12 protein-coding genes are annotated in these 12,506 nt (G+C 69.0%); 9 read left to right on the top strand and 3 right to left on the bottom strand.

Going from position 1 to position 12,506, the window contains the following annotated elements; translation table 11 throughout:
* The first annotated feature begins 15 nt into the window (after positions 1–15).
* The 5 genes from AC1MEY_RS09205 (at position 16) to AC1MEY_RS09185 (ending at position 4,328) form a co-directional block, all read left to right on the top strand.
* Positions 16–663 carry an ABC transporter permease gene (locus tag AC1MEY_RS09205; RefSeq protein ID WP_480230343.1) on the top strand — a complete coding sequence of 216 codons (648 nt, stop codon included), beginning with the start codon at positions 16–18 and terminating at the stop codon, positions 661–663.
* On the top strand, positions 656–1,849 hold the full coding sequence (locus tag AC1MEY_RS09200) for an ABC transporter ATP-binding protein (RefSeq protein WP_480230342.1): 1,194 nt from the start codon (positions 656–658) through the stop codon (positions 1,847–1,849). Before AC1MEY_RS09205 ends, AC1MEY_RS09200 begins: the two co-directional genes overlap by 8 nt.
* Positions 1,850–1,857: 8 nt before the next feature.
* Positions 1,858–2,625 carry an ABC transporter permease gene (locus AC1MEY_RS09195; protein WP_480231387.1) on the top strand — a complete coding sequence of 256 codons (768 nt, stop codon included), beginning with the start codon at positions 1,858–1,860 and terminating at the stop codon, positions 2,623–2,625.
* Positions 2,626–2,644: 19 nt separating this feature from the next.
* Entirely contained in the window at positions 2,645–3,604 is a 960-nt protein-coding gene (locus AC1MEY_RS09190) for a glycine betaine ABC transporter substrate-binding protein (RefSeq protein WP_480231386.1), read from the top strand.
* A gap of 70 nt (positions 3,605–3,674) precedes the next feature.
* Positions 3,675–4,328, top strand: a complete 654-nt coding sequence (locus tag AC1MEY_RS09185) for a TetR/AcrR family transcriptional regulator (RefSeq protein WP_480230341.1) — start codon at positions 3,675–3,677, stop codon at positions 4,326–4,328.
* 12 nt (positions 4,329–4,340) lie between these two features.
* On the opposite strand, the gene AC1MEY_RS09180 is transcribed toward AC1MEY_RS09185, so the two are convergent.
* On the bottom strand, positions 4,341–4,526 hold the full coding sequence (locus tag AC1MEY_RS09180; protein ID WP_480230340.1) for a hypothetical protein: 186 nt from the start codon (positions 4,524–4,526) through the stop codon (positions 4,341–4,343).
* A 16-nt stretch (positions 4,527–4,542) separates the two neighbouring features.
* Entirely contained in the window at positions 4,543–4,923 is a 381-nt protein-coding gene (locus AC1MEY_RS09175) for a DUF4267 domain-containing protein (RefSeq protein ID WP_480230339.1), read from the bottom strand.
* Positions 4,924–5,076: 153 nt separating this feature from the next.
* Here AC1MEY_RS09175 and AC1MEY_RS09170 point away from each other — a divergent pair, with 153 nt between their 5' ends.
* On the top strand, positions 5,077–7,929 hold the full coding sequence (locus tag AC1MEY_RS09170; protein ID WP_480230338.1) for an MMPL/RND family transporter: 2,853 nt from the start codon (positions 5,077–5,079) through the stop codon (positions 7,927–7,929).
* Here the strand turns inward: AC1MEY_RS09170 and AC1MEY_RS09165 are convergent, their stop codons facing one another.
* Positions 7,930–10,311, bottom strand: a complete 2,382-nt coding sequence (locus AC1MEY_RS09165; RefSeq protein ID WP_480230337.1) for a Tex family protein — start codon at positions 10,309–10,311, stop codon at positions 7,930–7,932. It abuts the gene before it with no gap.
* 229 nt (positions 10,312–10,540) lie between these two features.
* Here AC1MEY_RS09165 and AC1MEY_RS09160 point away from each other — a divergent pair, with 229 nt between their 5' ends.
* Genes AC1MEY_RS09160 through AC1MEY_RS09150 form a run of 3 tightly spaced genes read left to right on the top strand, consistent with a single transcriptional unit; the run spans position 10,541 to position 12,479 of the window.
* The gene (locus AC1MEY_RS09160) at positions 10,541–11,380 is read left to right on the top strand and encodes an SH3-like domain-containing protein (RefSeq protein WP_480230336.1); all 840 of its coding nucleotides are present in this window, start codon (positions 10,541–10,543) and stop codon (positions 11,378–11,380) included.
* 35 nt (positions 11,381–11,415) lie between these two features.
* The gene (gene scnC / locus AC1MEY_RS09155; RefSeq protein ID WP_480231385.1) at positions 11,416–12,144 is read left to right on the top strand and encodes a thiocyanate hydrolase subunit gamma; all 729 of its coding nucleotides are present in this window, start codon (positions 11,416–11,418) and stop codon (positions 12,142–12,144) included.
* Positions 12,141–12,479 (top strand): thiocyanate hydrolase, encoded by a 339-nt coding sequence (locus tag AC1MEY_RS09150; protein WP_480230335.1) that lies wholly within the window; start codon positions 12,141–12,143, stop codon positions 12,477–12,479. Before scnC ends, AC1MEY_RS09150 begins: the two co-directional genes overlap by 4 nt.
* Positions 12,480–12,506: the final 27 nt, after the last annotated feature.

Raw genomic sequence — 12,506 nt, 5'->3', positions numbered from 1 at the left:
AGGAGTCAGTAGTCCATGAGCTTCATCGACTTCATCCGGGACCGATGGTCGGTGCTGTCGTTCCTGGCCTATCAGCACATGAGCCTCGTCGTCCAGACGCTCCTCCTGGCGACGCTCGCGGCCGTGCTGATCGGGGTACTGATCTACCGGTCCCGCTGGGGACTCGCCTTCGGCAACGCCCTGACCTCGGTCGGCCTGACCATCCCCTCGTACGCGCTGCTCGGCGTCCTCGTGGGCATCGTCGGCATCGGCGTCCTGCCGTCGGTCGTCATGCTGGTGTTCTTCGGGTTCCTGCCCATCCTCCGCAACGTCGTCGTCGGACTGACCGGCGTGGACCGCACCCTGGTGGAATCGGCCCGCGGCATGGGCATGAGCCGCCTGACCACCCTGGTCCGCCTCGAGATCCCCCTCGCCTGGCCGGTCATCATGACCGGCGTGCGGATCTCCGCGCAGATGCTGATGGGCATCGCCGCGATCGCGGCCTACGCCCTCGGCCCCGGGCTCGGCGGCTACATCTTCTCCGGCATCTCCCGCACCGGCGGCGCCAACGCCACCAACTCGATCGTCGCGGGCACCGTCGGCATCCTCATCCTCGCCGTCGTCCTCGACACCATCCTGAACGCCGTCACCCGGCTCACCACCCCGAGGGGGATCCTTGTCTGATTCAGCGACCGTCGCGTCCGACTCCGAGACGAGCGACGCCGGTACGGGCGGGGCCCGGATCCTGCTCGACGGCGTCACCAAGCGGTACGGCCCTCAGGACGACCCCGCGGTCGACGACGTCACCCTGGAGATCGCCGCCGGTGACATCGTGATGCTGGTCGGCCCGTCAGGCTGCGGCAAGACCACGACGATGAAGATGATCAACCGGCTCATCGAGCCCACCAGCGGGCGCATCCTCATCGGCGACGACGACGTGACGAAGCGCAATCCCGACGAACTGCGCAGGCACATCGGGTACGTCATCCAGGGCGCCGGCCTGTTCCCGCACCTGACCGTCGGGGACAACATCGCGATCGTGCCGCGGCTGCTCAAGTGGGACAAGAAGCGCATCGCCGCCCGGATCGACGAACTCCTCGACCTGGTCAACCTCGACCCCGCGCAGTATCGGGACCGCTACCCGCGCGAACTGTCCGGCGGGCAGCAGCAGCGCGTGGGCGTGGCGCGTGCGTTGGCCGCCGATCCGCCGGTGCTGCTGATGGACGAGCCGTTCGGCGCCGTCGACCCCATCACGCGGCAGCGACTGCAGGACGAGCTCCTGCGGCTGCAGGAGGAACTCCGCAAGACCATCGTGTTCGTGACCCACGACTTCGACGAGGCGGTGAAGCTGGGCGACAAGATCGCGATCCTCGACAAGGGCTCGAAGATCGTCCAGTACGACACCCCCGAGGAGATCCTCGCCAACCCGGCCAACGACTTCGTGCGCGGGTTCGTGGGGCACGGTGCGGCGCTCAAGCAGCTGACGCTGACCCGGGTCCGCGACGTCGAACTCAACGAGGCCGCGGTGGCCCACGTCGGTGGCGACGCCGCCGAGGCCGTCCGCGCCGCGGAGGCGATCGGCAGGCAGCACGTCATCGTGCTCGACGAGCAGGACCGCCCGCAGCGCTGGCTGTCGCTCGACGAGTTGCGGGCACCGGACGCGCTGACCGCGGTGACCCGCGACGAGGGCGTCGAAGTGGTCAGCCTCGCGTCGACGCTCAACGACGCACTGGACTCGATGCTCACGTCGTCGCACGGCGTCGTCGTCGTGACCGGCCGGCGCAACGCCTACCAGGGAGTCATCCGCGTCGAGACGATCATGGACGCGATGGCAGACCTCCGGGGCGCCCCGGCACGGGACGGCTCGTGACCGCGGCACTGCCCGACGTCGTCATCGTCGACGCACCCGGAGCGCCCGGCGCCACGCCCGGTCGGCTGCGGTGGTTCCTGCAGCCCACGCTGTGCGTCGCCGCCGTCGTCGCCGCGCTGCTGTACGTCAACGCCGCCGACGTCTCGGAGTCCGAGAAGCGCTCGCTGGCCATCCCGTCACTGCTGACACTGCTGGGCGAGCACATGCAGGTCAGCCTGGCGGCCACGGTGCTCACCTGCCTCATCGCGATCCCGCTGGGCATCGTGCTCACCCGCGGGCCGATGCGCCGCTTCGCCAAGCCGATCATCACCGTCGCCGGCTTCGGCCAGGCGGCCCCGGCCATCGGGCTCATCGCGCTGGGCGCCGTGCTGTTCGGCATCGGCAAGATCGGCGCGATCGCCGCACTCACCATCTATGGGGCGCTGCCCATCATCGCGAACACCGTGGTCGGCCTGAACGGCGTCGACCGCCGGCTCGTCGAGGCGGCCCGCGGCATGGGGATGTCGTCGTTCTCGACGCTGCGACGCGTCGAACTGCCGCTCGCCCTGCCGGTGATCATCGCCGGCGTCCGCACGGCGCTGGTCCTGATCGTCGGCACGGCCGCACTGGCCTCGTTCACCGGTGCGGGCGGCCTCGGCCAGCTGATCACCACCGGCATCAAACTGCAGCAGAGCACGACGCTGATCGTCGGCGCCATCCTCGTCGCCGCCCTCGCACTGGCCATCGACTGGCTGGCGCGGGTGGTCGAGATGGTCGCCTCGCCGAAGGGGCTGTGATCGCGTGAGCCGAAAGACGATGCGCCGCTTCACCGCTCTGATCGCCGGAGTCGTCGTGGCATCCGCCGCGGTCTCGGGCTGCGGCCTGCGCTCCGCCAGCGGCGCGGTGCTCGAGGCGCGACCCGGCAGCATCGGCCACTACTCGTCGCTCGACGGCGTCGAGATCACCGTCATCGCCAAGGACTTCACCGAGCAGCTGATCCTGGGCAACATGGTGTCGATCGTGCTGGCGGCCGCGGGCGCGGACGTCACCAACCTGACGAACACGCCCGGCAGCTTCGGCGTCCGGCAGGCGATGCTGACCGGCCGGGCGAGCGTCTCGCCCGAGTACACGGGCACCGGCTGGATCAACTACCTCGGCAACGAACAGCCGATCAAGGGTGCGCGCGAGCAGTGGCAGGCCGTCAACGACGCCGACCGCGCCAACAACCTCACCTGGCTTCCGCCCGCCCCGATGAACAACACGTACGCCTTCGCGATCCGCGAGTCCGAGGGTCAACGTCTCGGCGTGACGAAGCTGTCCGATCTCGAGCGCCTCCCGAAGCAGGACCTCTCGTTCTGCGTGGAGAGCGAGTTCGCCAGCCGCAACGACGGTTTCGTCCCCATGCTGGCCACCTACGACCTGACCCGTGCGGACCTGGGCCCGGTGACGAACCTCGACACCGGCGTCATCTACACGGCGACCGCCAACGGCGACTGCAACTTCGGCGAGGTGTTCACCACCGACGGTCGCATCCCGGCGCTCGGCCTGCGGGTGCTGGAGGACGACCGCCAATTCTTCCCGCTGTACAACCTCACCGAGGTGATCAACGGCGACCTGCTGACGGCGCATCCCGAACTCGCCGAGATCTTCGGCCAGCTGAACCCGAGGATCACCAACGAGGTCATGCTGTCGCTCAACGCCAAGGTGGACAGCGACGGCGACGATCCGGCGCTCGTCGCCCGCGACTGGCTGATCGACGAAGGTTTGCTGAGCTAACCGATGCGCGATCGGTGACGGATCGTTCACGAATGCGGAAGCCGGTGCGATGCCGGGTACGATCGGTGCCGTGAGCGACAGGTCAGAAGAGGTCCGTCCGAGCCTGCGCGAGCGGAAGAAGCAGAACACGCGCCGCATGCTCGTCGATGCGGCAGTTGATCTTTGCCTCAAGCAGGGCTACGAGAGCACGACCGTGGAACAGATCGCCGCCACCGCCGAGATCTCCACCCGCACCTTCAGCCGGTACTTCGCCACCAAGGACGCGGTGTTCATCGCGGTGCTCGACGACCTCGCCGCCGAAGTCGTAGCCGAGCTGGAGGCCCAGGAGTCCGACCTCAGCCCCATGGAGGCCCTGCGGGCGGCCCACATGTCGGTCCTGATGCGCGTGGTCAGGCGTCCGCTGGCCGGCCTGACCACCGAGCGCGTCGCGCTGATCTTGCGGGTCGTCAACTCGTCGGACGTACTGCGTCAGGCGGCGATCGACTACCGCAACACCGCGGCCATCGAACTGCTCGCGCGCAAGATGGGCGTCGCAGCCGACAACCGGGAACTCGACCTGGCGGTGGCGCTGTTCTCCACGACGCTGGTCAGTGCGTGCCGCGATCTCGTCGAGGACCGTGACGGCGTGCCTCTCGGACCGGAGGTGGTCATGGAGCGCCTCGACCACGCCATGGTCCACGTCGCGCAGTTCGCCGCCGACATGGACGTCAAAGCCGAAGGCTGACAGCCGTATTCGCTATCGGCGGATGCGGGACCCGGCCACCGCCACGGCGACACCCACCAGCAGGATCACCGGTCCGAGCACCGACCACGTCGTGGTGTTGCTCATCGGGCTGCCCCCGACCACGCCGAATCCCTGCAGGGTGAACAGCAGACCGAACAGCGCCACGACGACGCCCACACCGATGATCGAAACGCGCATGCCTCGACGGTAGTCGCTACCCCTCGGGAGCGGGCCGGCGCAGGGCGCCCCAGAGTCCGACGCCGATCCCGACGACGGCCCCACCCAGGCCGATCACCCGCTGCCCGCGGGTCAGATCGTCGTGCACGCTCATCCCGCCGAGCAGGTCGGCGGCGTCGGCGCCGCCCGAGGCGAGGAACCACCCGCGGGTGTCGCCGCCGCGCAGCCCCGCCGCGACCAGCAGGCCGCCGATGAGGGCGTCGCGGTATCCCATGGACCGCAGCAGCAGACGCGCCGAGGGACCCGGGTCGTTCGGCTCGCCCCACAGCCGGTTGGCACGCAGCGGATCGACGAGGAACGAGACGCCGGAGGCGAGACGGATGCTGCCCGCGACGAGCGCGGCGCGATCGGTCGGCATGGCAGGCAGCCTAGGTCGGACGGTCGACGCGCCGGGCCGGAATCCCCGACCGCGACGATCAAACTGAGACGTCGCTCAGCAGTCCTCGCTACACACTTACCTAGTCTGCTTTACTAAGGGCGTCCTAACCCCGTACCGAGGAGTTCCAACGCCGTGAGCGCTCCGACCGTCGAGCCCTCGCCGGCACCCGATCGTCGACGTCGCGGCGGCCTCGCGCTGTGGATCCGGCGGCTGGCGATCCCGATCATCCTCGGCTGGATCCTGCTGGTCGCCGTCCTCAACCTCACCGTCCCGCAGCTCGAGATCGTCGGCCAGGAGCGGTCGGTCTCGATGAGCCCGGCCGAGGCGCCGTCGGTGATCGCGATGAAGCGCACCGGTCAGGTGTTCGAGGAGTTCAAGTCCGACAGCTCGGCGATGATCGTGCTCGAGGGTGACCAGGCGCTCGGGGACGACGCGCACCGCTTCTACAACGACATGGTGGACAAGCTCGAGGCCGACACCACCCACGTCGAGCACGTCCAGGACTTCTGGGGCGATCCGCTGACCGAGGCGGGCGCCCAGAGCGACGATCACAAGGCGACCTACGTCCAGGTGTACCTCGCCGGCAATCAGGGCGAGACGCTGGCCAACGAGTCGGTGAAGGCGGTCCAGGAGCTCGTCGAGGGGCTCACTCCCCCGCAGGGCGTCGAGGTCTACGTGACGGGCGGGTCGGCGCTGGCCGCCGATCAGCAGATTGCCGGCGACGACAGCGTCCGCATGATCGAGATGGCGACGTTCGGCGTCATCATCACGATGCTGCTGCTGGTCTACCGCTCACTGAAGACGGTGTTCCTCACCCTCGTCCTGGTCGTCCTCGGATTGGCGGCGTCACGCGGGGTGGTGGCCTTCCTGGGTCACCACGAGCTGATCGGCCTGTCCACGTTCGCCACCCAGCTGCTGGTGACGCTCGCCATCGCCGCCACCACCGACTACGCGATCTTCCTCGTCGGGCGATATCAGGAGGCCCGCACCCTCGGCGAGGACCGGGAGTCGGCCTACTACACGATGTTCCACGGCACGGCGCACGTCGTGCTGGGTTCGGGCATGACCATCGCGGGCGCCACGTTCTGTCTGTCGTTCACCCGGCTGCCGTACTTCCAGTCGCTGGGCGTCCCGCTCGCCGTCGGCATGACGGTCGCGGTGATCGCGGCGCTGACGCTGGGCCCGGCGCTGATCACCGTCACCACCCGCTTCGGCTGGCTGGAGCCCAAGCGCGCCATGCGGATCCGCGGATGGCGCAAGATCGGCGCGGTCATCGTGCGCTGGCCCGGCCCGGTGCTGCTGGGCACGCTCGCGCTGTCCCTGATCGGACTGCTCACGCTGCCCGGCTACGAGCCCAACTACAACGACCGCAACTACCTGCCGGCCAGCTTGCCCGCCAACCAGGGATTCGCCGCGGCGGAGCGGCACTTCGACCCCGCCCGGATGAACCCCGAACTCCTGATGGTCGAGACCGACCAGGATCTGCGCAACTCGGCGAGCTTCCTGGTGATCGACAAGATCGCGAAGGCGGTGTTCCGGGTGCCGGGCATCGGCAGCGTCCAGGCCATCACCCGTCCCGACGGCAAGCCCATCGAGTTCAGCACCATTCCGGCGCAGATGGGGTTGAGCGGCGTCAACCAGGACCTCAACCGCAGCTACAACCAGGACCGCATGGCCGATCTGCTCGCGCAGGCCGACGACCTGGAGAACACCATCGGCACGCTGACCAAGATGAACTCGCTGATGGGCGAGATGAACGCCGTCACGCAGGAGATGGTGATCAAGACCAAGGCGATGTCGGTCGACGTCGCCGAACTCCGGGACAGCATCTCGAACTTCGACGACTTCTTCCGCCCGATCCGCAGCTACTTCTACTGGGAGCCGCACTGCTACGACATCCCCGGCTGCTGGGCCTTCCGGTCGGTGTTCGACACCCTCGACGGCATCAACACCACCAGTGACGACATCCAGCAGCTCGTTCCCGACCTCGAACGGTTGGCCGAACTGCTCCCGCAGCTGCAGGCGCTCATGCCGGGGCAGATCGAGACCATCAAGTCGCAGAAGACCATGCTGCTCACCCAGTACGCCACGCAGTCCGGCATCCAGGATCAGCAGGCGGCGGCCGGGGAGAACCAGACCGCGATGAGCGACGCGTTCAACGACGCGTGGAACGACGACTCGTTCTACCTGCCGCCGGAGATCTTCGACAACGCGGACTTCCAGCGCGGCATGGACAGCTTCATCTCCCCCGACGGCAAGTCCGTGCGCTTCATCGTGTCCCACGAGGGCGACCCGCTGTCCGCCGACGGCATCGACCGGATCGACGCGATCAAGCAGGCCACGACCGAGGCCATCAAGGGCACGCCGCTCGAGGGATCGCGGGTCTACCTGGGCGGTACGGCGTCTGCGTTCAAGGACATGCGGGACGGCAACGGCTACGACATGCTGATCGCCGGCATCGCCGCGCTGTCCCTGATCTTCATCATCATGCTGATCATCACCCGTAGCCTGGTGGCCGCGGCCGTCATCGTCGGCACCGTCGTGCTCTCGCTGGGTGCGTCGTTCGGCATCTCGGTGCTGGTGTGGCAGCACGTCCTCGGGATCCCGCTGCACTTCATGGTCATGGCCATGGCCGTCATCGTGCTGCTCGCCGTCGGCGCCGACTACAACCTGCTGCTGGTGGCGCGCCTCAAGGAGGAGATCCACGCCGGGGTGAAGACCGGCATCATCCGCGCGATGGGCGGCACCGGCTCGGTCGTGACGGCCGCCGGTCTGGTGTTCGCGTTCACGATGATGGCGATGATGGTCAGCAAGATGACCGTCGTGGCGCAGGTGGGCACGACGATCGGGCTGGGTCTGCTGTTCGACACGCTGGTGATCCGCGCGTTCATGACACCGTCGATCGCCGCCCTGATGGGCCGCTGGTTCTGGTGGCCGCAGGTGGTGCGCGAGCGTCCGCTGTCGGCGTCGCCGCTACACCGGTAGCTACCGCCCGAAGCCGGCGTCGCGCAGCGCCTGAGCCATCGCGCCCGCCGCGGGTGCGGCGTCCTTGCGGTCGGATCGCTTGCCCGCGTTGGCATTTCGTTTGTCGGTCTGCCCCTGGCCGGGACGGTCGCGACGCGGCGCGCCGCCGGGGCCGCCCCGTTCGGTGCGCTCGGGCTTGCGGCCCTGTTCGCGCTGCGGCGCGTCCTTGAGGCGCAGGGTCAGCCCGATGCGCTGCCGGTCCACGTCGACCTCGAGCACCTTGACCCGCACCACCTGACCGGACTTCACCACCTCGTGGGGGTCGGAGACGAAGCGCTCGGCCATCGCGGACACGTGGACCAGACCGTCCTGGTGCACGCCGACGTCGACGAACGCCCCAAACGCGGCCACGTTGGTCACCACACCCTCGAGGATCATCCCGACCTTGAGGTCGGACACCTTCTCGACGCCCGCGGCGAAGGTCGCGGTGGTGAAGGCGGGCCGCGGGTCACGGCCCGGCTTCTCGAGTTCGGCGAGGATGTCGGTGACCGTCGGGATGCCGAACCGGTCGTCGGCGAACTCGGCGGGCCGCAACGACCGCAGCGACCGTTCGTCGCCGATCAGTTCGGCGAGCGTCACGTCCGCCCGGTCGAGGATGCGACGCACCACGGGGTACGACTCCGGGTGCACGCCCGACGCGTCGAGCGGATCGTCGCCGTCGGTGATCCGCAGGAAGCCGGCGCACTGCTCGAATGCCTTGGGACCCAACCGCGGAACGTCGAGGAGCGCCTTGCGGCTGGGGAACCGGCCGCTCTTCTCGCGGTGCGAGACGATGGCCTCGGCGAGTGAGTCGGTGACGCCGGAGACGCGTGCGAGCAGCGGCACCGATGCGGTGTTGAGGTCGACGCCGACGGCGTTCACGGCGTCCTCCACCACGGCGTCGAGGCTGCGGGCCAGCGTGCCCGGGGTGACGTCGTGCTGGTACTGCCCGACGCCGATCGACTTCGGTTCGATCTTCACCAGTTCGGCCAGCGGATCCTGCAGCCGCCGGGCGATGGACACCGCGCCGCGCAGCGTGACGTCGAGACCGGGGAGCTCGTGCGAGGCGTAGGCCGACGCCGAGTACACCGATGCGCCCGCCTCGCTGACCATCGCCTTGGCGGGCGGGGCGGCACCCGCGGTGCGGATGTCGGCGACGAGTTCGGTTGCGAGCGCATCGGTCTCACGTGAGGCGGTGCCGTTGCCGATCGCGATCAGCTGCACGCCGTGGCGGGCGACCAGTGCGGCGAGCGTGGCCTTGGCGGCGTCCCACTGCCGCTGCGGCTGGTGCGGGAAGATCGCGCAGGTGTCGAGCACCTTGCCGGTGCCGTCGACGACGGCGACCTTGACACCGGTGCGGAAGCCGGGATCCAGGCCCAGCGTGGTGCGCGTCCCCGCGGGCGCGGCGAGCAGGAGGTCCTTGAGGTTGCGGGCGAAGACCGCCACCGCGTCCTCCTCGGCGCGCTGCCGCAGCCGGATCCGCGCGTCCACCGACGCCGACACCATGAGCTTGACCCGCCACGCGAACCGCACGGTGGTCGCCAGCCACGGCGTCGCCGCGCCGGGTCCGCTCAGGTCGATGCCGAGCGCCTGGGCCACCATGGCCTGGTAGACCGCGTCGTCGCCGCCGTCGAACGTCAGGGACAGCACCTGCTCCTTCTCGCCGCGCATCACCGCGAGCACGCGGTGCGACGGCATCTTCTCCAGCGGCTCCGAGAAGTCGAAGTAGTCGCGGAACTTCTGCCCCGCCGCGCTGGCCGCGACCTCGTCGGAGAACGGCGTCGTGCGCACGGCGCCGTCGGCCCAGAACTTGGCGCGCACCGCCCCGACGAGTTCGGCGTCCTCGGCCGCGCGCTCGATCACGATGTGCCGGGCGCCGTCGAGGGCGGCGGCGGTGTCGGCGACGTCGCCGGTGACGAACTCCCCCGCCGCGTCCTCGGGGTTCAGCGTCGGGTCGGCGAGCAACCGCTCCGCGAGCGGCTCCAGGCCGGCCTCCCGCGCGATCTGCGCCTTGGTCCTGCGCTTGGTCTTGTACGGCAGGTACACGTCCTCGATGCGCGACTTGGTCTCGGCGGTCAGCAGAGCGGTACGGAGTTCGTCGGTGAGCTTGCCCTGCTCCTCGATGGACGCGAGGACGGCGGTCCGGCGCGCGTCGAGTTCGCGCAGGTATGCCAGCCGTTCCTCGAGGGTCCGGAGCTGCCCGTCGTCGAGGCTGCCGGTGACTTCCTTGCGGTAGCGCGCGATGAACGGAACCGTCGACCCCTCGTCGAGCAGGCGGACGGCTGCGGCGACCTGCGACTCGGCAACGGCGAGTTCCGCAGCGAGACGGGCGTTTACGGTCTTGACGGCGGGGGTCGAAGTCACGCGGGAACCCTACCGAACGACCCCGACGCGGTGACGCGCACCGACCGCGCGTGTCCGGTCGCGCCGCCGCGAAGCCTGGTCGCCGACGCGATCGGACGATCGGTCAAAAACCGCACCGGAGCAGCACGTGCAGTGTTAGCCTACGACCGTTAGTGAGCTTGCCCGTGACGATGCCGGCCGGTCTCGAGTGGACCAGGACGCGGCACCCATCACCCGGACCGGGGACCCCGTGAGCACTGCAGCCGACCGCGCCGCGCAACTGGACCTGGTTGCCCGCCTGAAGTCCGCGTATCCGGAATTGCCGGACGCACCGACCCCCGACCTGCTGGACCACGACCGCTTCGTCGCGTACATGAAGCCGGTGCACGACGTGGGTGGCGAGCCCGACGTCCCGATGAAGTACGAGAACAAGGACTACGAGTACTGGGAGCACATGACCTACGTGCTCTCGAAGGTCCTCGCGTGGCGCGGCATCTGGCTGTCGGAGGAGCGACGCCGGATGGGCAACGTCGACGTGGGCCGTGCGATCTACCATGGCCTGCCGTACTACGGGCGGTGGCTGTGGGCGTGCGCTCGGATCCTCGTCGAGAAGCACCACATCGGCCTGACCGAACTCACCGAGCGGATGGCGGAGGTCCAGGAGCGCTACCGGGGTGGGCTCGACGGCACCAAGCTGGAGGCTCGTCCCACGGGCGAGGGAGACGGCTCGCAGGTCGTCCGCAACGCCCACCACCTGCACGCCGTCGGCAAGGGCGACCCGCAGGTCTACGCGGGGAAGGCCGGGACCCCGCGCTTCGCGGTCGGCGACGCCGTGACGGTGCGGGAGCTCCCCGTGCTGTTCTACACGCGCACTCCCGAGTACGTCCGCGGGGCGACCGGTGAGATCGCCGCGGTGTCCTACGAGAGCCCGGCCGCCGAGGACGAGACCTGGGACATCCCCGACGCGCCGCCCGAATGGTTCTACGTCGTCAGCTTCAGACAGGCCGACCTCTGGCACGGCTACACCGGAACCGCGAGCGACACGCTGCGCACCGAGATCCCCGAGCACTGGCTGACCCCGGCCGTCTGAGCCCGCCACCACGACGACGATTGGAACCGATGGACATGTCAGACCACGGACACGACCACGACCACGACCACGACCACGACCACGACCGCACGGTGAAGCCGATGGTCGACGAGGTCACCGACTTCGAGGTGCTCGAGATCGCCGTGCGCGAGCTGTGCATCGAGAAGGGCATCTTCACCGCCGAGGAGCACCGCCGCTTCACGGAGTTCGCCGAGCAGATCGGTCCCACCCCGGCCGCCCGGCTGGTGGCCCGCGCCTGGCTCGACCCGGACTTCAAGACATTGGCACTCGCCGAGCCCATGACGGCGAGCAAGGAGGTCGGCGTCGACTGGATGGAGCCGACGGGTTTCGGCACGCCCAGCGACTTCACCGCCTTCCAGATCCTCGCCGACACCCCGCACGTCCACCACGTCATCGTCTGCGCGCTCTGCTCCTGCTATCCCCGCCCCATCCTGGGCAACAGCCCGGAGTGGTACCGCACGCCCAACTACCGCAGCCGGCTGGTCCGGTACCCGCGTCAGGTGCTGTCCGAGTTCGGGCTCTATCTGTCCGACGACGTCGAGGTCCGCGTGCAGGACTCCAACCAGAAGCACCGCTTCATGGTCATGCCGATGCGGCCCGAGGGCACCGACGGCTGGACCGAGGACCAGCTGACGGAGATCGTCACCCGTGACTGCGTCATCGGTGTCGCGCTGCCCAAGCCGGGAGTGACGACCAACGTCATCGTCGACACCCGTCGCGCCGTCCACCCGGTCGGCGAATGACCGGGCACGCTCCGCTCACCGACATCGTCGCGCGGAACCAGGTGTGGCCGGAGATGGCGGCCAAGTACGGGGTGGAGAACCCGGTCCCGCCGTGGAAGACCAGTCTCGACGGACTGTGCGACGCGCTCGACCACGCGTCCTGTGACGCCGACGTACCCAGTTTCAAGGAGCGGCGCGACGAGGAGGACTCTCTCGCGGCGACGGTCTACGCCGACCTGCCGTATCCGGAGAGCCAGCTGGTCTCCCTCGCCCATTCGCTGCTGGAACGCGGTGTGATCACGGAGTCGGAACTTTCGCAACGGCTGTCGGCGGTGCGGGCTCGACTCGAAGCCTGACCGGCTTCACCGTCGGGGTCAGTGACA

The organism is Mycobacterium sp. PTI7, assembly GCF_056679845.1.
This window is presented reverse-complemented; position numbering and strand designations above follow the sequence as displayed.